The organism is Finegoldia sp. BIOML-A1, from assembly GCF_009678325.1.
Classification (GTDB): Bacteria; Bacillota; Clostridia; order Tissierellales; family Peptoniphilaceae; genus Finegoldia; species Finegoldia magna.
Map to the genome: position 1 here is coordinate 36649 of NZ_WKZF01000008.1, position 24927 is coordinate 61575.

35 protein-coding genes and 2 other annotated features are annotated in these 24927 nt (G+C 31.9%); of the genes, 34 read left to right on the plus strand and 1 reads right to left on the minus strand.

Annotated features, from left to right (window positions below; all coding sequences use genetic code 11):
• The first annotated feature begins 20 nt into the window (after window positions 1–20).
• The 28 genes from GKG00_RS07145 (at window position 21) to GKG00_RS07280 (ending at window position 19316) form a co-directional block, all read left to right on the plus strand.
• Window positions 21–1493, plus strand: a complete 1473-nt coding sequence (locus GKG00_RS07145; RefSeq protein ID WP_154254892.1) for an aspartate ammonia-lyase — start codon at window positions 21–23, stop codon at window positions 1491–1493.
• Window positions 1494–1610: 117 nt separating this feature from the next.
• A complete protein-coding gene (locus tag GKG00_RS07150) occupies window positions 1611–1985 on the plus strand; it encodes a hypothetical protein (RefSeq protein WP_154254893.1) in 375 nt (124 codons plus the stop codon).
• Window positions 1986–2001: 16 nt separating this feature from the next.
• Window positions 2002–2961 carry an NAD(P)H-dependent glycerol-3-phosphate dehydrogenase gene (locus GKG00_RS07155; RefSeq protein ID WP_154254894.1) on the plus strand — a complete coding sequence of 320 codons (960 nt, stop codon included), beginning with the start codon at window positions 2002–2004 and terminating at the stop codon, window positions 2959–2961.
• A 120-nt stretch (window positions 2962–3081) separates the two neighbouring features.
• Window positions 3082–3447: a YlxM family DNA-binding protein gene (ylxM, locus tag GKG00_RS07160; protein ID WP_154254895.1), complete on the plus strand. Its 366-nt coding sequence runs from the start codon at window positions 3082–3084 to the stop codon at window positions 3445–3447.
• Window positions 3437–4777 carry a signal recognition particle protein gene (gene ffh, locus GKG00_RS07165; RefSeq protein ID WP_094206960.1) on the plus strand — a complete coding sequence of 447 codons (1341 nt, stop codon included), beginning with the start codon at window positions 3437–3439 and terminating at the stop codon, window positions 4775–4777. Before ylxM ends, ffh begins: the two co-directional genes overlap by 11 nt.
• 19 nt (window positions 4778–4796) lie before the next feature.
• Window positions 4797–5048, plus strand: coding sequence for a 30S ribosomal protein S16 (rpsP, locus tag GKG00_RS07170; RefSeq protein WP_002835329.1), 252 nt, complete (start codon window positions 4797–4799; stop codon window positions 5046–5048).
• A 21-nt stretch (window positions 5049–5069) separates the two neighbouring features.
• Window positions 5070–5300 (plus strand): KH domain-containing protein, encoded by a 231-nt coding sequence (locus GKG00_RS07175; protein ID WP_002835328.1) that lies wholly within the window; start codon window positions 5070–5072, stop codon window positions 5298–5300.
• The gene (rimM, locus tag GKG00_RS07180) at window positions 5300–5788 is read left to right on the plus strand and encodes a ribosome maturation factor RimM (RefSeq protein WP_002835327.1); all 489 of its coding nucleotides are present in this window, start codon (window positions 5300–5302) and stop codon (window positions 5786–5788) included. The genes GKG00_RS07175 and rimM overlap by 1 nt, the downstream gene beginning before the upstream one ends.
• Window positions 5788–6489 carry a tRNA (guanosine(37)-N1)-methyltransferase TrmD gene (gene trmD / locus GKG00_RS07185; RefSeq protein WP_094203456.1) on the plus strand — a complete coding sequence of 234 codons (702 nt, stop codon included), beginning with the start codon at window positions 5788–5790 and terminating at the stop codon, window positions 6487–6489. Before rimM ends, trmD begins: the two co-directional genes overlap by 1 nt.
• Window positions 6489–6836 (plus strand): 50S ribosomal protein L19, encoded by a 348-nt coding sequence (rplS, locus tag GKG00_RS07190; RefSeq protein ID WP_002835325.1) that lies wholly within the window; start codon window positions 6489–6491, stop codon window positions 6834–6836. Before trmD ends, rplS begins: the two co-directional genes overlap by 1 nt.
• 51 nt (window positions 6837–6887) lie before the next feature.
• Complete coding sequence (gene ylqF / locus GKG00_RS07195; protein WP_154254896.1) at window positions 6888–7745, plus strand: ribosome biogenesis GTPase YlqF; 858 nt, start codon at window positions 6888–6890, stop codon at window positions 7743–7745.
• Window positions 7732–8355: a ribonuclease HII gene (locus tag GKG00_RS07200; protein WP_094209591.1), complete on the plus strand. Its 624-nt coding sequence runs from the start codon at window positions 7732–7734 to the stop codon at window positions 8353–8355. The genes ylqF and GKG00_RS07200 overlap by 14 nt, the downstream gene beginning before the upstream one ends.
• On the plus strand, window positions 8336–8677 hold the full coding sequence (locus GKG00_RS07205; RefSeq protein WP_094205479.1) for a YraN family protein: 342 nt from the start codon (window positions 8336–8338) through the stop codon (window positions 8675–8677). The genes GKG00_RS07200 and GKG00_RS07205 overlap by 20 nt, the downstream gene beginning before the upstream one ends.
• 72 nt (window positions 8678–8749) lie before the next feature.
• A complete protein-coding gene (locus GKG00_RS07210; RefSeq protein ID WP_002835321.1) occupies window positions 8750–9238 on the plus strand; it encodes a MogA/MoaB family molybdenum cofactor biosynthesis protein in 489 nt (162 codons plus the stop codon).
• Window positions 9239–9295: 57 nt separating this feature from the next.
• Window positions 9296–9853 (plus strand): elongation factor P, encoded by a 558-nt coding sequence (efp, locus tag GKG00_RS07215; protein WP_094209593.1) that lies wholly within the window; start codon window positions 9296–9298, stop codon window positions 9851–9853.
• Between the two features lie 76 nt (window positions 9854–9929).
• The gene (gene rpmG, locus GKG00_RS07220; protein ID WP_002835319.1) at window positions 9930–10079 is read left to right on the plus strand and encodes a 50S ribosomal protein L33; all 150 of its coding nucleotides are present in this window, start codon (window positions 9930–9932) and stop codon (window positions 10077–10079) included.
• Window positions 10080–10088: 9 nt separating this feature from the next.
• Window positions 10089–10307, plus strand: a complete 219-nt coding sequence (secE, locus tag GKG00_RS07225; protein WP_154254897.1) for a preprotein translocase subunit SecE — start codon at window positions 10089–10091, stop codon at window positions 10305–10307.
• A gap of 18 nt (window positions 10308–10325) precedes the next feature.
• Window positions 10326–10907 carry a transcription termination/antitermination protein NusG gene (gene nusG, locus GKG00_RS07230; protein ID WP_154254898.1) on the plus strand — a complete coding sequence of 194 codons (582 nt, stop codon included), beginning with the start codon at window positions 10326–10328 and terminating at the stop codon, window positions 10905–10907.
• 88 nt (window positions 10908–10995) lie between these two features.
• The gene (gene rplK / locus GKG00_RS07235) at window positions 10996–11421 is read left to right on the plus strand and encodes a 50S ribosomal protein L11 (protein ID WP_002835316.1); all 426 of its coding nucleotides are present in this window, start codon (window positions 10996–10998) and stop codon (window positions 11419–11421) included.
• Between the two features lie 38 nt (window positions 11422–11459).
• Complete coding sequence (rplA, locus tag GKG00_RS07240; protein ID WP_002838605.1) at window positions 11460–12161, plus strand: 50S ribosomal protein L1; 702 nt, start codon at window positions 11460–11462, stop codon at window positions 12159–12161.
• Window positions 12162–12220: 59 nt separating this feature from the next.
• Window positions 12221–13366, plus strand: coding sequence for an AI-2E family transporter (locus tag GKG00_RS07245; protein WP_154254899.1), 1146 nt, complete (start codon window positions 12221–12223; stop codon window positions 13364–13366).
• 43 nt (window positions 13367–13409) lie between these two features.
• Window positions 13410–13534, plus strand: a sequence feature (ribosomal protein L10 leader region).
• Between the two features lie 20 nt (window positions 13535–13554).
• On the plus strand, window positions 13555–14097 hold the full coding sequence (rplJ, locus tag GKG00_RS07250; RefSeq protein ID WP_154254900.1) for a 50S ribosomal protein L10: 543 nt from the start codon (window positions 13555–13557) through the stop codon (window positions 14095–14097).
• 29 nt (window positions 14098–14126) lie between these two features.
• A complete protein-coding gene (gene rplL / locus GKG00_RS07255) occupies window positions 14127–14498 on the plus strand; it encodes a 50S ribosomal protein L7/L12 (RefSeq protein WP_094205474.1) in 372 nt (123 codons plus the stop codon).
• A 93-nt stretch (window positions 14499–14591) separates the two neighbouring features.
• Window positions 14592–14830, plus strand: a binding site (T-box leader).
• Between the two features lie 59 nt (window positions 14831–14889).
• Window positions 14890–16890 (plus strand): methionine--tRNA ligase, encoded by a 2001-nt coding sequence (gene metG / locus GKG00_RS07260; RefSeq protein WP_154254901.1) that lies wholly within the window; start codon window positions 14890–14892, stop codon window positions 16888–16890.
• The gene (locus GKG00_RS07265; RefSeq protein WP_154254902.1) at window positions 16890–17657 is read left to right on the plus strand and encodes a TatD family hydrolase; all 768 of its coding nucleotides are present in this window, start codon (window positions 16890–16892) and stop codon (window positions 17655–17657) included. The genes metG and GKG00_RS07265 overlap by 1 nt, the downstream gene beginning before the upstream one ends.
• 3 nt (window positions 17658–17660) lie before the next feature.
• A complete protein-coding gene (rnmV, locus tag GKG00_RS07270) occupies window positions 17661–18185 on the plus strand; it encodes a ribonuclease M5 (protein WP_094224534.1) in 525 nt (174 codons plus the stop codon).
• The gene (gene rsmA, locus GKG00_RS07275; protein ID WP_154254903.1) at window positions 18182–19033 is read left to right on the plus strand and encodes a 16S rRNA (adenine(1518)-N(6)/adenine(1519)-N(6))-dimethyltransferase RsmA; all 852 of its coding nucleotides are present in this window, start codon (window positions 18182–18184) and stop codon (window positions 19031–19033) included. The genes rnmV and rsmA overlap by 4 nt, the downstream gene beginning before the upstream one ends.
• Before the next feature lie 52 nt (window positions 19034–19085).
• Window positions 19086–19316: a glutaredoxin family protein gene (locus GKG00_RS07280; RefSeq protein WP_002838618.1), complete on the plus strand. Its 231-nt coding sequence runs from the start codon at window positions 19086–19088 to the stop codon at window positions 19314–19316.
• A gap of 72 nt (window positions 19317–19388) precedes the next feature.
• Here GKG00_RS07280 and GKG00_RS07285 read toward each other — a convergent pair whose 3' ends face one another.
• Window positions 19389–19577, minus strand: a complete 189-nt coding sequence (locus tag GKG00_RS07285; protein ID WP_002835305.1) for a DUF1858 domain-containing protein — start codon at window positions 19575–19577, stop codon at window positions 19389–19391.
• Between the two features lie 121 nt (window positions 19578–19698).
• Here GKG00_RS07285 and mgtE point away from each other — a divergent pair, with 121 nt between their 5' ends.
• From mgtE to GKG00_RS07315, 6 genes are all read left to right on the plus strand, one after another.
• A complete protein-coding gene (gene mgtE, locus GKG00_RS07290; RefSeq protein ID WP_154254904.1) occupies window positions 19699–21066 on the plus strand; it encodes a magnesium transporter in 1368 nt (455 codons plus the stop codon).
• Between the two features lie 125 nt (window positions 21067–21191).
• Window positions 21192–21431 carry a Veg family protein gene (locus GKG00_RS07295; protein WP_002835303.1) on the plus strand — a complete coding sequence of 80 codons (240 nt, stop codon included), beginning with the start codon at window positions 21192–21194 and terminating at the stop codon, window positions 21429–21431.
• Window positions 21432–21507: 76 nt separating this feature from the next.
• The gene (locus GKG00_RS07300; protein ID WP_094206971.1) at window positions 21508–21774 is read left to right on the plus strand and encodes a glutaredoxin domain-containing protein; all 267 of its coding nucleotides are present in this window, start codon (window positions 21508–21510) and stop codon (window positions 21772–21774) included.
• Window positions 21764–22597, plus strand: coding sequence for a 4-(cytidine 5'-diphospho)-2-C-methyl-D-erythritol kinase (gene ispE, locus GKG00_RS07305; protein WP_154254905.1), 834 nt, complete (start codon window positions 21764–21766; stop codon window positions 22595–22597). Before GKG00_RS07300 ends, ispE begins: the two co-directional genes overlap by 11 nt.
• Window positions 22572–23357: a glutamate racemase gene (murI, locus tag GKG00_RS07310; RefSeq protein WP_154254906.1), complete on the plus strand. Its 786-nt coding sequence runs from the start codon at window positions 22572–22574 to the stop codon at window positions 23355–23357. Before ispE ends, murI begins: the two co-directional genes overlap by 26 nt.
• 4 nt (window positions 23358–23361) lie before the next feature.
• On the plus strand, window positions 23362–24747 hold the full coding sequence (locus GKG00_RS07315) for an aminopeptidase (RefSeq protein ID WP_154254907.1): 1386 nt from the start codon (window positions 23362–23364) through the stop codon (window positions 24745–24747).
• The last annotated feature ends 180 nt before the right edge of the window (window positions 24748–24927 follow it).

The window sequence follows — 24927 nt, forward strand, 5'->3', positions numbered from 1 at the left end:
AAACGTTTTTGGGGGTTAATATGGATTACAGATTAGAGTCTGATAGTGTTGGAGAAAAACAAGTTCCAAAAGATGCATATTATGGTGTGCAATCTTTAAGAGGAATGGAAAATTTCCCTATAACAGGAAGAACTTTACACGAAGAATTGATTTATGGATTAACGATTGTTAAAAAAGCGTGTGCGATTGCAAACCACAGAGCAGGAATTATGAGAGAAGATGTCAAAAACGCAATCGTTTACGCCTGCGACAAAATCCTTGAAGGAGAATATCACGATCAATTTTTAACTGATCCTATTCAAGGTGGAGCAGGTACTACTGCTAACATGAATGCAAACGAAGTTATCGCAAATATCGCTAATGAAAAACTAGGCGGAGGATTGGGTACTTATGAATATGTTCATCCAAACGACCATGTAAACATGAGCCAATCGACAAACGATGTTTTTCCAACTGCAGGTAAAATTGCAACTTTAAGATTATTAATAAAAGCCTTAAATGAATTAAAACAATTGGAAATTTCTTTACTTAATAAATCTGTAGAATTTGATGACGTGCTTAAAATGGGACGTACTCAACTTCAAGATGCAGTTCCAATTAGATTGGGACAAGAATTCCACGCATACTATTCAGTAATCAAAAGAGATATCAAAAGAATTAGAAGATCATCTGATCAAATTGAATCTATAAATATGGGAGCTACTGCTATTGGTACAGGTGTAAATGTAGACAAAGTTTACTTTACCAACATTGTTCCGATTTTAGCTGAGCTAACAGGATTTGATTTGCATCAAGCAGAGGATTTAATAGATGGAACTAATAACTTGGATGGACTTGTAGAGATATCATCAGCAGTAAAATCAACTGCAGTGAGTTTGTCAAAAATGGCAAGTGATTTGAGATTAATGAGTTCAGGACCAAAAACTATGGTTGGAGATATTGAACTTCCAGCTAGACAAAATGGTTCATCAATTATGCCAGGAAAAGTTAATCCTGTAATACCAGAAGTTGTAAACCAAGTTGTTTTCAGAATTATTGGAAATGATAATACAGTTACAATGTGTGCTGAACACGGACAATTAGAACTAAACGCTTTTGAACCAGTGTTATTTGATAGTTTGTTCGAATCAATATCTATATTAACTAACGCAGTGAAAACTTTCAGAGAAAATTGTATACTTGGAATTAAACCAAATAGACAAAAACTTTCAAACGACGTCGAAAAATCTGTAGGAATAGTTACAGCACTTGTTCCTCATATCGGATACAAAAAATCTGCTGAAATCGCAAAACGTGCATTGAGTACAGGAATCACAGTTAGAAATATCGTATTGGACGAAAAAATCCTAACAGAAGATGAATTGAAAGAAATCTTGGATCCGATAGCCATGACAATGCCAGGAATTGCAGCTGAGTATTTGATTAAACAAAAACAACAAGCCTACATCGAAAAAAAGAAACAAGAAGACAAGGATCAAAAAGCAAAGAAATAAATTTATGTTGACAAAATCTTGTTATCAAGTATTTGATAACAGGATTTTTTATTACTAACTAAAAGTTTTACATTATTTTAAATTTGGTAATATGTTATAATTTATCTAGGTGATATGATGAAAAATAATACTAAAAATGCAGACAATGTTATATTGGCGATATCAAATGTTTTGATGGTGGTTTTCGTATCTACTTTGCTTAGAGGCCAAAACATAATATCGTTGTTAATTTTACTTGCGTGGGCAGTTTATGCGTCGCAAAATAAAATGATTTTACCAAAAAGTCTTGAAAGAAAAAGAACAAAATTCGAATACGGAAGTTTTATCGTTTTGTTAATAGGTTTTATGTTGATTTATTACCATCCTAATAAGGTATATGTGTTCTTAACATATCTTACATTTTTAATTTACAACACACTTTTGTGGATGAATATGATTAGAATGAGAGCTATTAATAAAGAAAATAATAAGAAATCTAATAAGAAGAAATAAAGAGGTATATTATATAATGAAAATTATGGTTATAGGGCCTGGCAGATGGGGAAGTTTCATCGCTTGGTATTTGAAAAAAATTGGTCATGAAGTTTTGTTGTATGGTTTGAATGGAACTGAAGATTTCGAAAACTTTAAGAAAAGTCGTAGCAATGGAATTATTACTTTGCAAGATGATTTGGAATTAACCGATGATATCACAAGAGCAAAAGAATGTGATGTTATTCATGTTAGTATAAATGCACAAGGTTTTAGAAATGTGTGTGAAGAACTTAAGTCTATTGGAATTAAGAATAAAATTATCGTTACTAATATGAAGGGAATTGAGATTTCGACAGGAAAAAGATTATCAGAAGTCTGCAAAGAAATTATGGATGGATCTAACAAAGTTGCAGCTTGGATTGGCCCGGGTCATCCACAAGAATTTTATCGCAATGTTCCAAATTGTATGGTAATTGATTCGGAAGATGAAGATGTGAAAGAATTGTTGATTGAAAATTACAGTTCAGATTTGATTAGATTTTATTATGGCCAAGATTTGATTGGAAATGAAATCGGAGCAGCTTACAAAAACGTAATTGGAATTGCTGCAGGAATGTTGGATGGAATGAAAATAAGTTCTTTGAAGGGAGCTTTGATGAGTAGAGGTTGTAGAGAAGTTGCAAGGTTTATTAAAGCTTCGGGAGGTAAAGAGCTAAGTGCATACGGACTTTGTCATTTGGGAGATTACGAGGCGACAGTGTTCTCACAATACTCTCACAACAGAATGTTTGGTGAAATGTATGCGAAATCAGAAAAATACGATAAATTAGCTGAAGGATACTACACTGTAAAAGCTATTAAGATTAAAGCAGACAAAATGAATTTGGATTTACCGATTAACAATGCAGTGTACAAAGTTTTGTACGAAAATTCGAAATGTGAAGAAGAAATCGACAAATTATTCAGTAGAAGTTTGAAAAAAGAATTTTATTAGTGAAAATTATAAAAATTAGAAGTGCAAAAAAAGCACTTCTTTTTTTGATTAAAATGCTTGACAAATGGATTTTAAGTTTATATAATATACAAGTCAAGTAAAAAGGTTGACGGTGATTGAATGGAAAAATTATTAAATATTACCATGATGTTTGATTATTATGGTAAATTGCTTACGAAAAGAGAATACGATGTGATTGACAAATACTACAATGAAGATTTGTCATTAAATGAAATTGCTCAAATTTGTGATATTTCCAAGCAAGCTGTAAGTGATAGTTTGAAAAGAGCTGAAAATAAGCTTTATGAATACGAACAAAAACTTGGCTTAATTGGAAAATCAAAAAAGAGTCATCAATTTCTTAGAAAAATCAGAAATGATCTTTTCTCTTTGTCACCAGAAATCAAAAGCAAAGAAATTGAAAATATCATTATAGATATAGAAAATTTCTTAAATGATTTAGAGGATGTGGAAAATGATATTTGAAAATTTGTCCGATAAATTACAAAATGCCTTGTCAAAATTGACCAACAGAGGAAAGTTAACAGAAAAAGATATAGATGTTGCGATGAGAGAAGTTAAGCTTGCTTTATTGGAAGCTGACGTTAACTACAAAGTTGTCAAAGATTTTATCTCTCAGGTAAAAGAACGTGCTATTGATTCTTCTGTTTTGGAAAGTCTTACTCCAGGTCAACAAGTTATCAAGATAGTTAATGAAGAATTAACTAAAATGATGGGTGAAAAAGAAGAAAAACTTAACGTTTCACCGATGAAGCCTACAGTAATTATGCTTTGTGGCTTGCAAGGGGCTGGTAAAACAACTCATGCCGGAAAGCTTGCATTAAATTTGAAAAATAAAAACAAAAGTGTACTACTTGTAGCGTGTGATATTTACAGACCTGCTGCCATTAAACAACTTCAAGTTGTCGGTGGAAAAGTTGGGGTAGAAGTATTTGAAATGGGACAGACAAATCCCGTTGAAATTTCAAAAAAAGCAATCGAAGAAGCTAAGAAAAAGAACATTGATTATGTAATTATAGATACTGCCGGTCGTCTTCATATTGACGATACTTTGATGGATGAGCTGAAAAATATTAAACAAGAAGTGAATCCTTCAGATATTTTGTTAGTTGTAGATGCTATGACTGGACAAGATGCGGTTAATGTTGCAGCTAAGTTTAACGAAGATTTGGATATTACAGGAATTATTCTTACTAAGTTAGACGGTGATGCAAGAGGTGGTGCTGCTTTATCAATCAGACAAGTTGCTGATAAGCCTATTAAATTTATAGGTGTCGGTGAAAAACTTGGAGACTTGGAGCCGTTCCATCCGGACAGAATGGCATCGCGTATCTTGGGTATGGGAGATGTTCTTAGCCTTATCGAAAAAGCACAAAATCAATTTGACGAGAAGAAGGCAAAAGAGCTAGAAGAAAAGATTAAAGCTCAAAGTTTTGACTTTAATGATTTTCTTGACCAAATGCAGCAAATCAAAAAAATGGGACCTATGCAAGATATTCTTGCAATGATTCCTGGCGTAGATAGTAAAATGCTTAAACAAGTTAATTTCGATAACAAAGAATTTGACAAGATTGAAGCAATTATCAAATCTATGACAAAAGAAGAAAGAGAAAACCCAGATATTATTAGTATATCTAGAAGAAAAAGAATTGCTAAAGGTTGTGGTCAAGATCAAGTAGCGGTTAACAAACTTTTGAAACAATTCAAAGAAATGAAAGTTATGATGAAAAATATGGGAGCGCTACAAAAGAAATTTGGCAAAAAAGGTAAAATGAAAATGCCTTTTTTTAGATAATAAGTTATGGAGGTAAATTATGTCAGTAAAAATTAGATTGAAAAGAATGGGAGCAAAGAAGAAACCATTTTATAGAATAGTTGTCGCAGATTCAAGATGTCCTCGTGATGGTAAATTCATCGAAGAAATCGGATATTACAACCCATTAGTTGAAGAAAAAACTGTTAAAGTTGACAGCGAAAAAGTTCAACAATGGATTAAAAACGGTGCAAAACCTACAGATACAGTAGACAGATTATTCAAAAATAATGGAGTTTACGAAGCAAAATAATAATACAAGTTGGGAGTTGTCATGGAAAAATTAGTTAAAACAATTGCTACTGCGTTAGTTGATAATAAAGAAGCAGTTGAAGTAACATCAAGACAAGACAAACATACGGTTATTATAGAAATTAAAGCAGATTCCAAAGATTTGGGAAAAATTATAGGAAAAGAAGGGAAGATTGCCAAGGCAATTAGAACTATTACTAAGGCAGCGGCTATTAAGAGTGGCGAAAAAGTTGTCGTAGATATTTTGCAATAATGGAATATATAGCTGTAGCAGAAGTGCTCAATACTCACGGTATTAAAGGATGTCTTAAAATGAGACCGTTGACTGATAATATCGAAAGATTTGACGAAGATATTTGTTATTATCTCGGGGATAAAAAAGTTAAGGTCAATATTCAAAATTATAGAATGTACAAGGGTTTTTTGTACATCGATTTTGAAGAATTTAACGATATTAATGAAGTTCTTGAATTCAAAAAACAGTTTTTATATATAGATGAAAAAGACAGATACGAATTGAAAGATGGGAGCTTTTACATTGACGATTTGATAGGATTGAAAGCTTATAGTAATGGTGAATACATCGGAGATTTGGTTGAAGTTTTGAGCGTTTATAGTAATGATGTATATGTAATAAAAAATGATGAAAAAGAATTTATGATACCTGCTGTAAAAGAGTTCATTAAAAAAATAGATTTAGAAAATGGATTAATCGATGTAGTTATAATTGAGGGTATGTGATGAAATTTATAATTCTCACATTATTTCCAGAAAGTTTTGATTACTTAAAATCATACGGAGTCATAGGAAAAGCAATCCAAAACAATCTCATTGAACTTGAAGTGGTTAATATTAGAGATTACACTAAAAATAAACACAAAAAAGTAGACGATGAGATATATGGTGGCGGAGCTGGGATGCTTATGACTTGCCAACCAATTTATGACTGCTTGGAAGATGTGAACAAAAACAAATCAAAAGTTGTGTTTATGTCTCCTCAAGGGAAAGTTCTTAATCAACAAAAGTGTATAGAACTTTCAAAAGAAAAAGAAATAGTCATTCTTTGTGGCCATTACGAAGGTGTCGACAGTAGAATCATCAATCATTATTGTGATGAGGAGATTTCTATTGGAGATTATGTGATGACTGGTGGAGAATTAGGAGCTATGGTTCTTATAGATTGTGTAAGCCGAATGATTAACGATGTTTTGGGAAATGATGAAAGTTATAAGACAGATTCGCACTACAATTTATTGCTACAGGAAGATTCCTACACAAGACCCAGAGTATTTAACGGATATGAAGTTCCTGAAGTTTTATTATCAGGAAATCACGAAAAAATCGAACAGTGGCGAGAAAAATCAAGACTAAACAACACTAAACTTAAAAGAGAAGATATATATCAGAAATATCTGAAAGAAAAAAACCAAGGAGGATCATAATGGATATTATAAAAACATTAGAAGATGAACAATTAAGAGAAAATAAGTTCGACTTTCATGTTGGCGATACTGTAAAAGTAGACTACCTTATCAAAGAAGGTAACAAAGAAAGAGTTCAAGTTTATGAAGGAACTGTAATTAAAATGCAAGGAACTGGACTTAGAAGAACTTTCACAGTAAGAAGATTAGCTTATGGTGTAGGAGTAGAAAGAACTTTCTTAATCAACTCACCAAGAGTAACTAACGTAAGATTAGTTAGAGAAGGTAAAGTAAGAAGATCAAAATTATTCTACTTAAGACACAGAGAAGGTAAAGCTGCTAAAGTTAAAGAAAAACAAAAATTCTAAATTGAGTGCTGAGGTTTTCTCAGTACTTTTTTTAGATGGAAAGGAAATAACATGGACATTAATAATATAAACTGGTATCCAGGGCACATGAAAAAAGCTATTGACAAGATAAAAGAAAACATGAAAGTTGTCGACATAGTTTTGGTTCTTGTGGATAGCAGAATTGTAAGATCATCCATGAATCCAGTTATAGAAGATATCTTAAAGGATAAGCCGCAATTGATTTTATTGAACAAGATGGACATGGCAGATCCTAAAATTACACAAAACTGGATTAATTATTTTGCAAAGAAAAATATAACAGCACTTCCAATCGATAGCAAAAACGGTAAAAATTTGGATAAAATTGAGCCAACAGCTAAAAAGATTTTAGAAGATGTACTTGCTAATAGAAAAGACAAAAACATAAAATCAGAAATTATTCGAATGATGATAGTTGGTATTCCAAATGTTGGAAAATCTACTATAATCAACAAATTATCCAATAGACAATCTGCCAAAACAGGAAACACTCCAGGAGTTACAAGGACTAATCAGTGGATTAGAATAAAAGGAAAGATGGAATTATTGGATACACCAGGTGTTTTGTGGCCGAAATTCGAAGATAATGAAATTGGCCTTAATTTGGCGTTTACTGGAGCTATCAAAGATGAAATTTTGGATGAAGAAAACTTAGCGTATAAACTAATCGAGAAACTAATGAGTATTGATCCACAAATTTTAGAAAAAAGATATTCGGTTGATACACAAAACAAGGAAACAATCGAAATTATGAATGATATTGCTATAAGACGTGGCTGTTTGTTAAAAGGAAAAAATATTGACTATTCTAAAGTTTCATCGATAGTAATAGATGAATTTAGAAAAACAAAGTTAGGAAGAATTTCATTAGAAGATGTTTGCGATTGATTATAACGAATTTGAGGAAGAATTAATTTGTGGCGTAGATGAAGTTGGAAGAGGACCATTAGCAGGTCCTGTTGTGACATGTGCAATTATTATGCCTAAAAATTGTGAGATAATAGAAGGAGTCACTGACTCAAAAAAGCTTTCTGAAAAAAAGAGAATTAAATTCAAGGATATGATTTTGGATCAAGCTTTGGCATACAGTGTAAATTTTGTGGATCAAAGTGTGATTGATGAGATTAACATCAAGCAAGCCACGAGATTATCTATGAAAAGAGCTGTAGAAAGTCTGAAAACAAAGGACAATAAATTCATAAAACCTGATTTGATTGTAATTGATGCAGAAATTATTGACACAGATATTAAACAAATGTCATTTGTCAAAGGTGACGAAAAATTATATCCGATTTCTTGCGCATCAATTGTAGCAAAGGTTATAAGAGATGAGTACATGAAGGATATGGCTACTATCTATCCACAATACGGTTTTGAAAAGCACAAGGGATACGGAACTAAATTTCACAGAGAAATGATACTTGAACATGGAGAGTGTCCACTTCATAGAAAAACTTTTTTGAGGAAATTATATGAAAATGGAAAAAAACCGAGGTAAAATTGCCGAGGATTACGCTTGTGAATATTTAATAGAAAAAGGTTACGAAATTATTGACAGGAATTATTCCGAGAGAATTGGGGAACTAGACATAGTTTGCACTTACGAAAATTATTTGGTAATAGTTGAAGTAAAAGCAAGGACTGATGACAAGTTCGGCGCTCCTTCTGATTTTGTAACTTTGGGAAAACAAGACAGAATAAGAAAAACAACAGAAATTTATATCGACAAAAATGATTTGTACGATTATCAGCCTAGATTTGATGTGATAGAAATTTATTTGGATAATTTCAAATTAAATCACTATATTGACGCATTTTAATATTGACAATGGGCTAGTATTTTTATATAATATCAAGGTCAAGCAAATATATTGACACAAAGAGGTTTTAATATGTATAAAGTAGCAGTGCTTACAGTATCAGACAAGGGTTCTCAAGGAAAAAGAGAAGATTTAAGTGGTAAAAAAATTATAGAAATTATCGAAAAAAACGGCTATAAATTAGAAAAATATGATATTGTAGCAGATGAAAAAGAACTTATAAAAGAAAAATTAATCGAGTATTCCAATGAAAATATTGAGTTGATTTTGACTACGGGTGGAACTGGATTTTCAAAAAGAGATGTAACTCCTGAGGCTACATTAGAAGTTTCAGAAAAACTTTGTTTGGGAATTAGTGAAGCGATTAGAAATTATTCGATGACGATTACAAAAAGAGCAATGCTTTCAAGAGCTGTTTCAGTTATTAGGAAAAACTCCCTCATAATAAATATGCCGGGTAGTCCTAAGGCTGTTGAAGAAAGTTTGGAATACATAATTGATACGTTAGATCACGCTTTGAAAATTTTACAAGGCGATGCATCAGAATGTGCGAGAAAATAGTTGTTCATAATTAATTAGTAATGTATAATATATGATAGATAATTGTAGGAGGTATATATGATACAAGCAGGAGATTTTAGAAAAGGCACAACTTTTGAAATGGATGGAGATGTATGGCAAATTATAGATTTCCAACACGTTAAACCAGGAAAAGGTGCAGCTTTCGTAAGAACAAAAATCAGATCAGTTATGACTGGTTCAAACAGAGACATGACATTCAATCCTAACGAAAAATATGAAGAAGCTAGAATTGAAACAAGAGAAATGCAATACTTATACAACGATGGAACTTTATATTATTTCATGGACCCAGAATCTTATGAACAATTACCAATTGATAAAGCTAGTGTTGAAGAAGCTATTCTTTATATAAAGGAAAATGATATGGCAACAATCAAATTTTTCAAAGGTAAAGCATTCCAAGTTTCTCCACCAAACTTTGTTGAGTTAGAAATCACTCAAACAGAACCTGGTATTAAAGGTAACACTGCAACAGGAGCTACAAAACCAGCTACTGTAGAAACAGGCGCTACAGTTAACGTACCTTTATTTGTAAACGAAGGAGATAAAATTAAAATAGATACAAGAACTGGAGAATATTTGTCAAGAGTATAGTATTTATTGACTTTTCAACGCATTTATGATAAAGTAGTACGGTGGATTTTGTCCATACTAATAGAGGAGGTCTAATATGAGAGATAAAGTAATTTTAGAATGTACTGAATGCAAGAGCAGAAATTACACTACTAAAAAGAATAAAAAACTTCACCCTGATAGAGTGGAAACTAACAAGTATTGTAAATTCTGTAAAAAGCACACTCTACACAAGGAAACAAGATAGGAGGAGCTTATGGCAGCGAAAAATACGCAAAATTCTAATCAAAAATCAGCCCAAAAAAATCAAGGATTTTTGAAAGGCGTGAAGACTGAATGGAATAAAATTGTCTGGCCGACACCAAAGGAAACTTTAGAATACTCAATAGTAGTAGTTATAATTTCCTTTATAGTTGCATTAATCGTATACGGATTAGATACTGTGTTCCAACGTTTAATTGGAATATTTATATAGAAAGGAACAGTATCCACAATGACCGAAAAAAATAACACATTTATTGAAAATGCAACTGAAGATTTTAAGGAACGTGCCAAAGGGGGGAAATGGTATGTAGTACATACTTACTCTGGACACGAAGGTAAAGTAAAAGTTAATATTGAAAAAATGGTAGAAAATCGTGGTTATATCGACGATATATTTGAAGTAGTAGTACCTACTGAAGAATATGTTTCAGAGGTCGGTGGAGCTAAAAAGTTAAAAGAAAGAAAGATCTTCCCCGGTTATGTTTTCGTTAAGATGACAATTACCGATGTCTCATGGTATTTAGTTAGAAATACCAGAGGTGTTACAGGATTTGTAGGACCAGAATCCAAACCTGTAGCAGTTAGTGAAAAGGAAATCCAAAAATTCGCTCTTAAAAATCAATCTTACTCTAAAAAAGAAATTGATGTTAATGTAGGAGACAATGTGAATATTGTTTCTGGAGCATTTAGCGATCAAGTAGGTATTATTGAAGAAATAAATACTGAAAAAGCTATCTGTAAAGTTTTAATTTCCTTGTTCGGCAGAGACACATCTGTTGAAATTAGCTTTGATGATATCGAAAAAATATAAATTTGAATATAAGTTATTTAATTAATTTCATATAGATCGATGTGGGAGGTTAGCCCCGATAACCACAATAGTTTAAGGAGGAACTAATATGGCTAAAAAAGTACAAGCAATAGTAAAGTTACAAATTCCTGCAGGTAAAGCAACACCTGCACCACCAGTAGGTACAGCACTTGGACCTCACGGTGTTAATATAATGCAATTTACAAAAGAGTTTAACGCAAAAACTCAAGACCAAATGGGAATGATTATTCCAGTTGTTATGACTGTATACCAAGATAGATCATTCACATTTATAACAAAAACTCCACCAGCACCAGTTCTTATTAAAAAAGAATTAGGATTAAATTCTGCTTCAGGAGAACCTAATAAAACTAAAGTTGGACAATTAACTAAAGAACAAGTTAAGAAAATTGCTGAAATTAAAATGCCTGACTTAAATGCAGCAAACTTAGAATCTGCTATGAGTATGATTAAAGGTACAGCAAGAAGTATGGGAGTTACAGTAGAAGAATAGTGGGAGATTTAGTTCGTTAGAACCACAAGGAGGATTATATGGCAAAAAAAGGTAAAAAATATCAAGAAAGTGCAAAATTAATTGATAGAACAGTTGAATATAAATTAGACGAAGCAAGTAAATTAGTTGTTGAAACTGCTAAAGCTAAATTTGACGAATCAGTAGAATTACACGCAAAATTAGGTGTAGATAGTAGACACGCTGACCAACAAGTTCGTGGTACTATCGTACTTCCTCATGGTACAGGTAAAGACCAAAAGGTAGCTGTATTTGCAAAAGGTGAAAAAGCTGAAGAAGCAAAAGCTGCAGGAGCAGATTTTGTAGGAGCAGAAGATTTAGCAGAAAAAATCCAAAAAGAAGGTTGGTTAGGATTTGATGTTGCAGTGGCTACTCCAGACATGATGGGTGTAGTAGGTAGAATTGGTAGAATCTTAGGACCTCAAGGTTTAATGCCAAACCCTAAAGCTGGTACAGTAACTATGGATGTTACAAGTGCAATCAAAGAAATCAAAGCTGGTAAAGTTGAATATAGAACTGACAAGAGCAATATTATTCACGTTCCAGTTGGTAAAGTTTCTTTCGGAGAAGAAAAAATTGCTGAAAACATCAATGCGTTAATGCAAGCAATATTGAAAGCAAAACCAGCTTCATCAAAAGGTAAATATATTAGATCTTTAACAATTGCTTCAACAATGGGCCCTGGAATCAAGGTTAATCCATTACAATTTGCGAAAGAATAATATAAACAAGAATTTATTAGCCACCGTTAAGGTGGCTTTTCTTAAATACAGAGGGAAAAATGAAATTATTAAAAGAAGATAAAAAGAAAATTCAAATAGGGATAATAATATTAATTGTTCCTGTCATTTTGGCATATCTTTTGTTCAATGGGAAATCAATAGGAAATGCATTGGGCACTTTTATGGCGATTATATCCCCATTTATTATTGGTGCGGCACTAGCTTTTGTCCTAAATATGCCTATGAATTTTATTGAGAATAAAATTTTTAAAAAATGGACTTCTAAACCGGGTCTAAAAAGAGCAATATCTCTGTTAATAAGTTTAGTAATAGTTAGTGCAATAATAGCATTTGTAGTGATACTTATAATTCCTAATTTTTTTGAAGCTATTAAATCACTAATCCAAGGAATTCCGGTATTGGTTGAAAAGCTAAGAAAATATCCAGAGGTTGCAAAACAATTAGATAAAATTTACGACACTTACGCTATCACAAATACTCATGATTTGGTTGTAAAATTGAAACCTTACTTAACCAAAAATGGATTGGATATATTGAACAATGTGTTTTTTGGAATTAGCACAGTGTTTTCTGTTGTACTTAGTTTTGTAGTGTCGTTCACATTTGCTATTTATTTATTATTTTCAAAAGAAACTTTGAGAAGACAATTTACAGAATTGGCGTATGTTTTCTTCAGTGGAAAAACTGCAAACAAGATTTTAATTTTCTTTAAGGTGGCTTACGAAAAATTTTATTCTTTTTTCAAAGGTCAATTTATCGAAGCATTTATGCTTGGATTTATGTGCTTTATAGGAATGTATCTACTCAAAATGCCAAACGCTGCAACTGTTAGTGTGCTAATTGGTTTTGGAGCATTAATTCCATTGGTTGGAGCTATACTAGGAGCTGCTCTAGGAGCTTTGATTATTTTAATCGAATCTTTTTCAAAAGCTATTATGTTTGTGATTTTCATAATTGTACTTCAACAATTTGATGGTAATGTAACTTATCCTAGAATCGTGGGATCTTCTGTAGGGCTACCATCTATTTGGGTACTAGTTGCAGTTACTATAGGTGCAGCGTTAAGCGGTATTGTTGGAATGCTTATTTTTGTTCCGATATTTGCTACAATTTATGAATTATTGTACAGATATAAGGAAAAGAAATTGAAAGATAAAAACATCTGTATTATTGAAGAAAAATAATAAAAAAATGTTGACATATTCATAGAATATGATATAATAATCAAGTAATTAATTTGGGCTACCGAAGACAGTAGGGACTATTAAAGTTTAATCATCCTACAGAGGAGCATAAGATATGAGTTTATCAGTCTTTCTGTCTTTGGATGGAAAGACTTTTTTAGTGTAGCCTTTTTCATGGAGGTGAAATAATGAAAGAACACGTTTTAAATCAAAAGAAAGCTGTTGTTGATGAAATTAAAGGACACATTAATGATGCTAAATCAATGGTTATCGTTGATTATAGAGGATTAGATGTTAGCGAAGCAACAGAATTAAGAGAAAAATTCAGAAATGAAAATGTATTATTCAAAGTATACAAAAACACAATGATGAATTTTGCTTTTAAAGAATTGGGATTTGATGGATTCTTAGATTACTTATCTGGTCCTAACGCGGTTGCATTCAGTATGGATGATCCAATCGCTGCAGCTAGAATAGCTAAAGAATTCGCAGCAGATCACGAAAATTTAGAAATTAAAGCAGGTTATTTAGGAGACAAATTCTTAGATGTTGAAGGTGTGAAGAAAATCGCATCTATCCCTTCAAGAGAAGTTCTTCTTACAAAAATGCTTGGAAGCTTCAAAGCTCCAGTATCAAAATTTGTATATTTAGCAGATGCTATTGCTAAATCAAAAAATGAAGGTTCAGAAGAAGCTGAATCAAACGAAACTACTGAAACAGTAGAAGAATAATTAATTAAAATAAAATTTGGAGGTAAAAAATGTCAATAGATGAAATCTTAGAAGCAGTTGAAGGCTTAACTGTTCTTGAATTAAATGAATTAGTAGAAAAAGCAGAAGAAAAATTTGGAGTATCAGCAGCAGCTCCTGTAGCAGCAGCAGGTGCAGCACCAGCAGCAGGTGGAGCAGCAGCAGAAGAAAAATCAGAATTTGATGTAATTTTAGCATCAGTTGGTGACGCTAAGATGAAAGTTATCAAAGCAGTTAAAGACTTAACTGGATTAGGATTAAAAGATGCTAAAGCTATCGTAGACGAAGCTCCTAAAGCAATTAAAGAAGGCGCTTCTAAAGAAGAAGCTGAAGAATTAAAAGCTAAACTTGAAGAAGTTGGAGCTACTATCGAATTAAAATAGTCGATAAATTTATGGAGAGGTTATGTATAATAGCCTCTCTTTTTTGATTGCTTGACAAATCATTTGTTTATGATATTATTTTAATATATTGATAAAATGACTATGATGAGATGAGTATGTAATAATTTTTTTTAAAGAGAGTCTTAATTTGGTGGAATAGGATATTAGATTATTGCAGAATATGGTCTTTGAGTTTGAAAAGTTGAATAGCTAATGCTTTTAAATTTTTCCGGGAGCATCCGTTATCAAATGCTAGGCATTAAAGTGCCAAACAATGAGAGAATATTTTATATTCTAAAATTAAGGTGGTAACGCGGATTTTCGCCCTTATATGATGTATGTCATATAAGGGATTTTTTATTTTATTGTAGTTTTATTTAGGAGGGAAATTATGTCAGAAGAAAAGAAATCATATTATATTACTACTCCGATCTATTATCCAAGTAGTAATTTACATTTGGGTCATACTTATACAACAATCATTGCTGATACTTTGAAGAAATTCAAAAAAATCCAAGGCTACGATGTGTTCTTGACTACAGGTACTGATGAACACGGTCAAAAGTTGTATGAAAAAGCAAAAGAAAAAAATATGGGTGATAATCCATTAAATTATATCGATCCAATTGTACAAAGTGCCAAGGATTTGTGGAAAAAACTAGACATAGACATAGATAGTTTTGTCAGAAGTACAGACAAGGCTCACGAAAAAAATGTTCAAGAAATTTTTCAAAAATTATACGATAAGGGAGATATTTACAAGTCTACTTACAAGGGACATTATTGTGTCGATTGTGAAGCTTTTTGGACAGAATCACAACTAAAGGATGGAAAGTGTCCAGATTGTGGACGTGATGTTCACTATCACGAAGAAGAATCGTACTTTTTCAGATTATCAAAATACAAAGATAGAATTTTACAATTGTACAAAGACAATCCAGATTTCTTGAAGCCAGAATCTCGTAAGAACGAAATGGTGAATAACTTTTTAAGTGGTGAATTGGAAGATTTATCCGTATCTCGTACAAGCTTTGACTGGGGAGTTAAGGTTCCATTTGATGATAAGCATATTATTTACGTGTGGATTGATGCGCTTAGCTGTTATTTGACAGGGATTGGATATGGACAAGATGAAGAATTATTCAATAAATTCTGGCCATGCGATATTCACTTGGTTGGAAAAGAAATTGTAAGATTCCACACAATTATTTGGCCAGCATTGTTGATGGCGTTGGATCTTCCATTGCCAAAGAGAGTTTTCGCTCATGGATGGATTTTATTCAATGAAGATAAGATGAGTAAATCAAAGGGAAATGTATATTATCCAGAACCAATCATTGATTTGTACGGGGTAGATGCTTTAAAATACTACATTTTAAGAGATTTTACTTTTGGTAATGATGGTAACTTTACGACAGAAAGATTTATGAACAGATTTAATTCAGATTTGGTAAATGATTTGGGAAATCTTGTAAGTAGATCAGTTTCAATGGTTGAAAAATATTTTGATGGCGTTATCCCACAACCAAATGACAACAACGATATTGACAAGAGTTTAATATCTGTAGTCGAAGGATGCCAAGGAAAAGTTGAAGAGTTATTGGAAGAACTTGATTTTTCAAATGCACTTGAAGAAATTTGGAAAGTTGTTAGAAGGGCTAATAAATATATTGATGAAACAACTCCATGGATTTTGATTAAAGAAGACCCAGAAAGATTGAAAACTGTTCTGTATAATTTGATGGATGCGATAAGAGTTATTTGTATATTAACTTCTCCATTTATCACAGAAACAAGCAATAAAATCAAAGAGCAAATTGGTCTTTCTGAAATTAAATGGGAAGATGGAAAAGTGTTCGGTAAAACTGTTGTTGGAACTAAGGTTCAAAGAGGAGAAAACTTGTTTAATAGATTAGACATCAAGAAAGAAACTGAACGATTGAACGAAGTTAACGACAAATTAATCGAAGAAAGAACTGGTAAAAAAGTTTCTGAATTAAGAGACAATAACAAAGAAGAAGCTCCTAAAGAATCTAAGAAAAAATCAAAGAAAGCTAAGAAAAAAGAAGAAATAACTATAGATGATTTTGACAAGCTTGATTTGAGGGTTGGACAAATTGTAGAAGCAAAGCAACATCCAGATGCCGATAAACTTTTGGTTTTCAAGGTTAAAATCGGAGAAGAAACAAGACAAATAGTTTCAGGTATTAAAAACTGGTACGAACCAGATGATTTGATAGGCAAAAAGGTTATTGTAGTGTACAATTTGAAGCCTGTAAAATTGAGAGGAGTAGAATCTCAAGGTATGCTTCTTGCGGCAAGTAAGGGAGATAATTTAACAATGGCAAGTTTACTTGATTCAGAATTTGAAGACGGAGCGACTGTATCTTAATGGGAGATTATGTAATATACGACACGCATTGCCACTTGACAGATGAGAAATTTGATTTTGATAGGGATAAAATAATTGAAAACCTACAATCTAATTCTGTTGTAAAAGCTATGCTTCCAAGTGACAATGTAGAAAACTCCATTAAAGCCATAGAATTGTCAAAAAAGTATGATTTCTTATACAATGCTGTGGGGATTCACCCTGAAGAAGATAGCAGATTTACGGATGAAGATATTTCTAGGATAGAAGAGTTGGCTGATAATCCAAAATGCAAAGCTATCGGGGAAATTGGGCTGGATTATCATTATGAACACGACAAGGACAAGCAAAAATATCTATTTGAGAAACAAATGCAAATCGCCGAAAGAAAAAACTTGCCTGTAATTATTCACACAAGAGATGCAATCCAAGACACATACGATATATTGGCGAAATATCCTAATGTTAGAGGAATAATGCACTCTTATTCTGGAAGTTATGAAATGGCTATGAAATTTATTGATTTGGGATATTATATTTCATTTAGTGGAGTTGTGACTTTTAAGAATGCTAGAAATGTCAAAGAAACTTGTGAGAGATTACCAATCGACAAAATTCTGGTAGAAACAGATTCTCCTTATTTGACGCCTCATCCATATCGTGGGAAAAGAAATGAACCTAAATATGTGAATTTGGTGTTACAAGAAGTTAGTTTGTTGAAGAAAATGTCGGAAAAAGAAGCGGCACAAATCATTTGCAATAATGCTGATGATATTTTTGGATGGTAAATTATGATAAAAGAAATAATAGTTGTCGAAGGAAGAGACGATGAGCAAAGAGTCAAGAGAGCATTAGATTGTGAAGTGATTTGCACTGGTGGGATTTATTTTAGCGACAAATTACTCAAAAGACTCAAAAAAATCGACCAAGACAGAGGAATAATAATTCTAACTGATCCAGACTACGCTGGAAATAAAATCAGAAAAAGAATTAATGATTTTATTCCAAACGCAAAAAATGCATTTATATCACAAGATTTGTGTATCAAAGATGAGGATATCGGAATTGAAAATGCAAAGGAAGAAGATATCAAAATCGCCATAGAAAACGCTCATCCGTCAATGATTGATTCTAAGAATGAATACACGATGGATGATATGATTTACTATGGATTAGTAGGCGAAGGATCCAAATCGCTTAGAATAAAAGTCGGTAAAATTTTAAATATAGGTTACGGCAATGCGAAATCTTTTCTTAGAATGCTAAATAATTACAATATTTCAAGAGAAAAATTAGAGGAGGCTATTAAAAGATGAGTTATAGACTACACCAACCTTCCTACATTAAAGAAATATTGGACAAATTCGGATTTAAGTTTTCAAAAGCTTTGGGGCAAAATTTTCTAATCGATGGTAATTTGATTGAAAATATTATCGACTATTCTGATATCACAGAAGATGATTACGTAATTGAGATTGGCCCTGGTTTTGGAACATTGACAGAGAGACTTGTCGACAAATGCAAATTTTTGTATTCTATAGAAATAGATTCAAGACTTATGGATGTTTTGAGATACACTGTTAGAGATCGTGACAATTTTCAAATAATAAATGAAGATGTATTGAAGGTGGATTTGAATGAACTCAATCATGGGGATAAAAAATTCAAAGTGGTTGCCAATCTTCCTTATTACATCACAACTCCGATTATTGAGCATTTGTTTAATTACAGAGACGTCATTGAATCTATCACTGTTATGGTTCAAAAAGAAGTGGCAAATAGAATGGTAGCTGATGTAGGAAATAAGGATTATGCATCATTGAGCTTGTTTGTAAAACAAAACAGCGATGCGAAAATAATACTGAATGCACCAAAGACAGTGTTCATGCCACAACCAAAAGTAGACAGTGCAGTTGTCAATATGAAACTCAAAAAATTAGATGAAGATATTGACCAAGAACTTTTACGCCAATTAATAAGATCGGGCTTTAGCAAAAGAAGAAAAACCATATTGAACAGTTTCACGAGTGGATTTGTAAATGTCGACAAGGAAAAATTAAAGTCAATTCTTCAAGAATTGGGATTAAAGGAAAATTTAAGAGCCGAGAATTTGTCACTAGAAGATTACAAAAATATTGTGAAAAAGTTGAGTGTAATTGATTAGGATTTTCAAATAAGGGTATATATAAAATACAGACTTTTAAGGAGGTATTTTTATGAAAGATGTAGTAATTTATACAAGTGATGGATGCCAATATTGCCACGCAGCAAAAGATTATATGGACGAAAACAACGTAAAATATACAGAAAAGAATATATCACAAGATCAAGAAGCTAGAAAAGAACTTATGAAAAAAGGTCACATGGGTGTTCCTGTTACAATCATAGGTGATGAAGAAATAGTTGGTTTTGATCAAGCAAAATTAAAAGAAGCTTTAGGATTATAAAAACAAAAACTACTTGTCAATCGACAGGTAGTTTTTTTATGTAAAAACCCGCTTTGTTTAGCGGGTATAATATTAGTTTTGGTTTAATTGTTCTAATAGATAGTTTACATCTAGTCCGTGAACCATACAAGCTTCTTCTAAGCTTTCCATTTGGCTGGCTGGACAACCTATACAAGATAATCCGTTTCTAAACAAAACTTCTACAGAATCTGGATTGTTTCTAATAATATCTCCAATTAACATATCTTTAGTAATTTCCATAAAATCACCCTTTCATCATTTATATTCTTATTATAATATAAGCTTTCAGTTCATTCAAGTAAAATTATTTCTGATCTATGTTATAATTTAATATGAAATAGAAATATAGGTGGTGAGGAATATGATGGATGAAAAATTTGAACGTCATGAAATAGATATGGATTTGCTTAACAAATATCTAGAAGACAAAGATTATTTAAAACTTAAAAATCAAATTCAAAAATACAACCCGGTAGATATTACAGATTATATTGAATCATTGGATTTAAAAAGTGCAATGCTTGTGTTCAGGTTATTGAACAAAGATGATTGTATCGATGTGTTTTCTCATATGGAAAAGGATCATCGAACAAGGCTTTTGGAAGCGTTCAGTGATAAAGAAGTTAAATTCATAGTAGACGAACTATATTTTGACGATATGATTGACTTAATCGAAGAAATGCCAGCGGGAATTGTGAAAAAAGTTCTAAGACATACCGACAAAAGCGAAAGAAATTTGATTAATCAATTCTTAAATTATCCAGAAGATTCAGCGGGATCTTTGATGACAATAGAATATATTGAATTGAGATCTTATTATACTGTAAGGAAAGCTCTTGAAGTCATTAAGAAAACAGGGGTGGACAAGCAGACCGTCTATACATGTTTTGTAACAAACGAAAAGAAAACACTACTTGGTTTTGTTTCTTTGAGAACAATTGTAACTAATGAACCAGAAACGTTGATTGAAGACTTGATGGACGAAGATGTTATTTATGTTCATACCGATGATGACCAAGAAACAGTAGCAGATGTATTCAAAAAATACGGATTCGTTGTTCTTCCTGTCGTAGATAATGAAAAAAGACTTACTGGTATCATAACAGTTGACGATATTATGGAAGTTATGGAACAAGAGGCTACAGAAGACTTTCAAATCATGGCAGGTATGAGTCCAGATGAAGATGATTATTTGGATCAAGGCGTGTTTAATTTGGCAAAAAAACGTATTGCATGGCTTTTGATACTTATGGTTTCTGCTACATTTACAGGTTCAATAATGACTCACTATGAATCTTTATTGGGACAAGCGATAATACTTACAGCATTTATTCCTATGATAATGGATACAGGCGGAAACTCTGGATCGCAATCATCGACACTTATTATACGTGGACTTGCTACAGGAGAAATCAGCACAAAAGATTGGCTTAAAGTATTTTTTAAAGAATTTAGAGTAGCGTTAGTAGTCTCAGTAGTTATGAGTATTGTTTGTTTCATAAAAACTATGGTTGTCGATAAAGTTTCAGTACCGGTTGGGTTGGTTGTTTCACTAACTTTGATATTCACAATAGTGACAGCAAAATTAATCGGTGGGATGTTGCCAATTATTGCTAAAAAGTTAAAATTAGATCCAGCGATTATGGCGGGACCTTTGATTACTACAGTTGTCGATGCATTGAGTTTGTTGATCTATTTTGAAATGGCACACATTGCTTTGGGAATCTAATTAGAAAAAATTAACAAAAACTATTGACATATTTTTAATATTACTGTAAAATATTTTATTTAATTTGACTTTAGAGTGATAGAGTGATATAATACTACTAACGACGATCTGTTAGGAGGAATAACGTGAAGGAAATTAACGATTTGAACATGATTAGAAGTCAGGTGCGAAGTAATATTGGAAAAGATGTTATTGTCGAGGCAGATAAAGGACGAAATAAAATTGTAACAAACAAAGGAACTATCAGCCAAGTGTTCCCAAGTTTATTTACAATAAAAATAACTAACGAATATGATTCAGAAAGAACAATATCATATACTTACTCAGATATACTTACATCAACAGTAAAGTTAGAATTATGTTAAAAAACGACCGGAAGGTCGTTTTTTTAGTTTGATTTAACATTTAAACAATAGTATAATTTATTAATAGAGGTGTAATATGAAGTTAAAATTATATATGTCAGAAAAATGCCCAGATTGCGTAGATGCAATCGAAATTTTAAAAAATGCCAATATTGATTATGAAGAAATCAATATTACAGATTCTATGAAAAATCTCAAAGAATTTTTTACTTATAGAGATAATAGAAAAGAATTTGAATCAATTGTTAAGGATAACAAAGTAGGTGTTCCTATGATAACTGATGGCGAAAAGATAGTATTTTTTGAAAAATTAGAAGATTTAAGAGTATTTGATGAAGATTAATAGCTATGCCAAGATAAATCTGTCATTGGATGTTCTTGGTTTAAGAGAAGATGGATATCATAATATCGATACAGTTATGAATTTGATTGATCTTCACGATATTATGGATATAAATCGTAATAGTACTTACGAATTGAATTTAAGCTCCAATAATCCTGATTTTCCAACTGATAAAACTAATTTGATATGTAAAATATTTGAGAACTTAAAAAAGTTCAGAGAAATAAACTGTGGTTATGATGTATTTGTAGACAAACAAATCCCTATATCAGCAGGTCTTGCTGGAGGAAGTTCAAATGCATGTGAGTTTTTGATGTATGTGAATGATGATTTATCACTTAATCTTTCTGATCAAGAAATCAAAGAAATCTGTAGATTGACAGGGGCGGATACTTTCTATTTTACGAACAAAAAATGTGTCAGAGCAAAGGGAATAGGAAACGAGTTTGTCAGATTATCTGATTTTTCTAATAAAAATATAATAATTGTAAATAATGGAATGAGCATATCTTCGAAAGATGTGTATGATAATTTGAAAGAGTCAAAGGGTGGTCTTGGTAAAGTTTCCGTTGCTATTGATAGTCGTGATTATGAAACTTTTTATAGGAAAGCATTTAACACGATGGAAAGTGTATCAGAAAAATTAGTAGAAGAAATCTCAATTATAAAAGAACAGTTATATGAATTGGGAACGAATTTGGCACTTATGAGTGGATCAGGACCAACTGTTTTTGGTATTTTTGAAAACTATAACGACTTTGAAAATTGCTACAATAAATTAAAGGACAAATATAAGTATGTATTCAAAACAAAAACCTTATAACAAAATAGGATTCGTGGATTCTGGTTTGGGCGGGCTTACTGTATTCAAAAAAGTTAAGAAGATTATGCCTAATAAGGAATATATATATTTTGCTGATAGTGCAAATGTCCCTTACGGTTCTAAAACCAGAGAACAAATGCTTAAGATTTCTGAGAATATTGTGAGGTTTTTCAATGAACAACAGATAGATTTACTTGTCGTAGCTTGTAATACGTTAACATCAATTGCGTTGGATTATATGAAATCAATTGCAAAATTTGATATAATTGGAGTTGTTGAATACGGTGTTAAATCTGCTTTAAAAACTACTTCTAATAAAAAAGTTGGAGTAATAGCAACTAAAGCTACAGTAGACAATGGTTTATATAAAAAATTATTAGAACAAAAAGGTATTGAAGTTTGCCAATCTGCGTGTTTTGATTTTGTAGGATTCGTTGAAGAAAACTGCAAAGATAAAGAGAAAATTTTGAAAAAAGTCGAAGAATATTTGAAACCTATTGTAGATTTTGGAGCAGACACCATAATTTTGGGATGTACACATTATCCTGTTCTAATTGAATACCTTAAACAATATACAGGAGATAATATTACATTTGTAGATCCTGCAGATTTACTAAGTGAAGATATTTATGAGATTTGCGGGAACTATCAAAATATATGTGACACAAAATATTTTGTCACAAAAAATCCATTTGATTTTAAAATTAATGGATCTAAAATTATAGGACAACCTATAGAAAAAGTTACAGAAATGGAGTGATTTTATGGAATTGAATTACGAAAAGAAAAGTATCTGGGAAGTTGTAGATGAAAAAGAACACGATGAAATTTACGCTTATGGCGAAAGATACAAAAACTTCTTAGATAGTTGCAAAACTGAAAGAGAAGCTACTGAATTTATTGTTAATCAAGCAAAAGAACACGGATTTGTTGAATTGAATGAAGCGTTAAAAGGACAAATCAAAAAAGGCGATAAAATTTATATAAATAATAAGGACAAATCATGCGTATTAGTAGTTATTGGTGATGATATAAATGAAGGACTTAATATAGTTGGATCACACTTAGATTGCCCAAGATTAGATGTTAGAGCTGTACCATTTTCAGAAGATAAAAACATCTTAATGATGAAGACGCATTACTACGGCGGAATCAAAAAACATCAATGGACTACAATCCCATTGGCAATGCACGGAGTAATCTTCACAAATGAAGGCAAAAAAGTTGAAATCAAAATCGGCGAAAAAGAAGACGAACCAGTTTTCTTCATCACTGAACTATTAGCTCACTTATCTAAAGATTTGAACTCAAAAACATTGGGTCAAGCAATTGAAGGTGAAAAATTAGCTATAATAGCAGGTCATGATAGCTATAATTTCAAAGATGAAAAAGAAAACCCAATCAAAAAATGTATCTTAAAATACTTGAACGAAAAATATGGAATAACTGAATCTGATTTCCAAGTAGCAGAATTAGAAATTGTACCAGCTACTAAAGCAAGAGACGTTGGATTTGACGGTGCTATGATTGCATCCCACGGTCATGACGACAGAGTTTGTGCTTACGCAACATTAGAAGCAATCCTTAAAGTTGAAAATCCTAAGAGAACAGCAGTAGCTTTATTCGTAGATAAAGAAGAAATAGGTTCAGTTGGTAATACATCAATGAATGCACCATACATGGGAAACATGATTGCAGAAATAGCTAATAACCAACATGAAAATTACAGTGATTTAACAATGAGAAGAATTATGGCTAATTCAAAAGTATTATCAGCAGACGTAACAGCAGCTATCGATCCATTGTATGCTGATGCAACAGAAGATTCTAACACAGCTTTAAGTGGATGTGGAATTTCATTGGCAAAATTCACAGGACACGGTGGAAAGTTCAGCTCAAATGATGCCAACCCAGAATTCTTAAATGAATTAAGACAATTATTCAAAGAAGAAAAAGTAATGTGGCAAACAACTGAACTTGGTAAAATAGACCAAGGTGGTGGAGGAACAATAGCCTTCATACTTGCAAACCAAGGAGCAGAAGTAGTTGACATCGGAACAGCTATGCTATCAATGCATGCACCAGTAGAATTATTATCAAAAGCTGACTGCTACATGACAAGCAAAGCATACCACGCATTCTTAAAATAATATAAAGTAAATTTATAAAGCACTTGACAATTAGCTTTTATATTGATATTATATAAAAGCACTTTGAGTTAAGTGCTTTTTAAATTACTTAAAAGAAAGTAACGCATGTAAAACGAAAATAAAAAAAGTTTTACAAAACACTTGACAAAATGAAATGATGATAGTAAACTATAATAGTTC

What these genes read in the sequence shown, in the direction of transcription:
- GKG00_RS07145 (WP_154254892.1), top strand. Translation starts at nt 21, where the DNA reads ATGGATTACAGATTAGAGTCTGATAGTGTTGGAGAAAAACAAGTTCCA.
- GKG00_RS07150 (WP_154254893.1), top strand. Translation starts at nt 1,611, where the DNA reads ATGAAAAATAATACTAAAAATGCAGACAATGTTATATTGGCGATATCA.
- GKG00_RS07155 (WP_154254894.1), top strand. Translation starts at nt 2,002, where the DNA reads ATGAAAATTATGGTTATAGGGCCTGGCAGATGGGGAAGTTTCATCGCT.
- ylxM (WP_154254895.1), top strand. Translation starts at nt 3,082, where the DNA reads ATGGAAAAATTATTAAATATTACCATGATGTTTGATTATTATGGTAAA.
- ffh (WP_094206960.1), top strand. Translation starts at nt 3,437, where the DNA reads ATGATATTTGAAAATTTGTCCGATAAATTACAAAATGCCTTGTCAAAA.
- rpsP (WP_002835329.1), top strand. Translation starts at nt 4,797, where the DNA reads ATGTCAGTAAAAATTAGATTGAAAAGAATGGGAGCAAAGAAGAAACCA.
- GKG00_RS07175 (WP_002835328.1), top strand. Translation starts at nt 5,070, where the DNA reads ATGGAAAAATTAGTTAAAACAATTGCTACTGCGTTAGTTGATAATAAA.
- rimM (WP_002835327.1), top strand. Translation starts at nt 5,300, where the DNA reads ATGGAATATATAGCTGTAGCAGAAGTGCTCAATACTCACGGTATTAAA.
- trmD (WP_094203456.1), top strand. Translation starts at nt 5,788, where the DNA reads ATGAAATTTATAATTCTCACATTATTTCCAGAAAGTTTTGATTACTTA.
- rplS (WP_002835325.1), top strand. Translation starts at nt 6,489, where the DNA reads ATGGATATTATAAAAACATTAGAAGATGAACAATTAAGAGAAAATAAG.
- ylqF (WP_154254896.1), top strand. Translation starts at nt 6,888, where the DNA reads ATGGACATTAATAATATAAACTGGTATCCAGGGCACATGAAAAAAGCT.
- GKG00_RS07200 (WP_094209591.1), top strand. Translation starts at nt 7,732, where the DNA reads ATGTTTGCGATTGATTATAACGAATTTGAGGAAGAATTAATTTGTGGC.
- GKG00_RS07205 (WP_094205479.1), top strand. Translation starts at nt 8,336, where the DNA reads ATGGAAAAAAACCGAGGTAAAATTGCCGAGGATTACGCTTGTGAATAT.
- GKG00_RS07210 (WP_002835321.1), top strand. Translation starts at nt 8,750, where the DNA reads ATGTATAAAGTAGCAGTGCTTACAGTATCAGACAAGGGTTCTCAAGGA.
- efp (WP_094209593.1), top strand. Translation starts at nt 9,296, where the DNA reads ATGATACAAGCAGGAGATTTTAGAAAAGGCACAACTTTTGAAATGGAT.
- rpmG (WP_002835319.1), top strand. Translation starts at nt 9,930, where the DNA reads ATGAGAGATAAAGTAATTTTAGAATGTACTGAATGCAAGAGCAGAAAT.
- secE (WP_154254897.1), top strand. Translation starts at nt 10,089, where the DNA reads ATGGCAGCGAAAAATACGCAAAATTCTAATCAAAAATCAGCCCAAAAA.
- nusG (WP_154254898.1), top strand. Translation starts at nt 10,326, where the DNA reads ATGACCGAAAAAAATAACACATTTATTGAAAATGCAACTGAAGATTTT.
- rplK (WP_002835316.1), top strand. Translation starts at nt 10,996, where the DNA reads ATGGCTAAAAAAGTACAAGCAATAGTAAAGTTACAAATTCCTGCAGGT.
- rplA (WP_002838605.1), top strand. Translation starts at nt 11,460, where the DNA reads ATGGCAAAAAAAGGTAAAAAATATCAAGAAAGTGCAAAATTAATTGAT.
- GKG00_RS07245 (WP_154254899.1), top strand. Translation starts at nt 12,221, where the DNA reads ATGAAATTATTAAAAGAAGATAAAAAGAAAATTCAAATAGGGATAATA.
- rplJ (WP_154254900.1), top strand. Translation starts at nt 13,555, where the DNA reads ATGAAAGAACACGTTTTAAATCAAAAGAAAGCTGTTGTTGATGAAATT.
- rplL (WP_094205474.1), top strand. Translation starts at nt 14,127, where the DNA reads ATGTCAATAGATGAAATCTTAGAAGCAGTTGAAGGCTTAACTGTTCTT.
- metG (WP_154254901.1), top strand. Translation starts at nt 14,890, where the DNA reads ATGTCAGAAGAAAAGAAATCATATTATATTACTACTCCGATCTATTAT.
- GKG00_RS07265 (WP_154254902.1), top strand. Translation starts at nt 16,890, where the DNA reads ATGGGAGATTATGTAATATACGACACGCATTGCCACTTGACAGATGAG.
- rnmV (WP_094224534.1), top strand. Translation starts at nt 17,661, where the DNA reads ATGATAAAAGAAATAATAGTTGTCGAAGGAAGAGACGATGAGCAAAGA.
- rsmA (WP_154254903.1), top strand. Translation starts at nt 18,182, where the DNA reads ATGAGTTATAGACTACACCAACCTTCCTACATTAAAGAAATATTGGAC.
- GKG00_RS07280 (WP_002838618.1), top strand. Translation starts at nt 19,086, where the DNA reads ATGAAAGATGTAGTAATTTATACAAGTGATGGATGCCAATATTGCCAC.
- GKG00_RS07285 (WP_002835305.1), bottom strand. Translation starts at nt 19,577, where the DNA reads ATGGAAATTACTAAAGATATGTTAATTGGAGATATTATTAGAAACAAT.
- mgtE (WP_154254904.1), top strand. Translation starts at nt 19,699, where the DNA reads ATGATGGATGAAAAATTTGAACGTCATGAAATAGATATGGATTTGCTT.
- GKG00_RS07300 (WP_094206971.1), top strand. Translation starts at nt 21,508, where the DNA reads ATGAAGTTAAAATTATATATGTCAGAAAAATGCCCAGATTGCGTAGAT.
- ispE (WP_154254905.1), top strand. Translation starts at nt 21,764, where the DNA reads ATGAAGATTAATAGCTATGCCAAGATAAATCTGTCATTGGATGTTCTT.
- murI (WP_154254906.1), top strand. Translation starts at nt 22,572, where the DNA reads ATGTATTCAAAACAAAAACCTTATAACAAAATAGGATTCGTGGATTCT.
- GKG00_RS07315 (WP_154254907.1), top strand. Translation starts at nt 23,362, where the DNA reads ATGGAATTGAATTACGAAAAGAAAAGTATCTGGGAAGTTGTAGATGAA.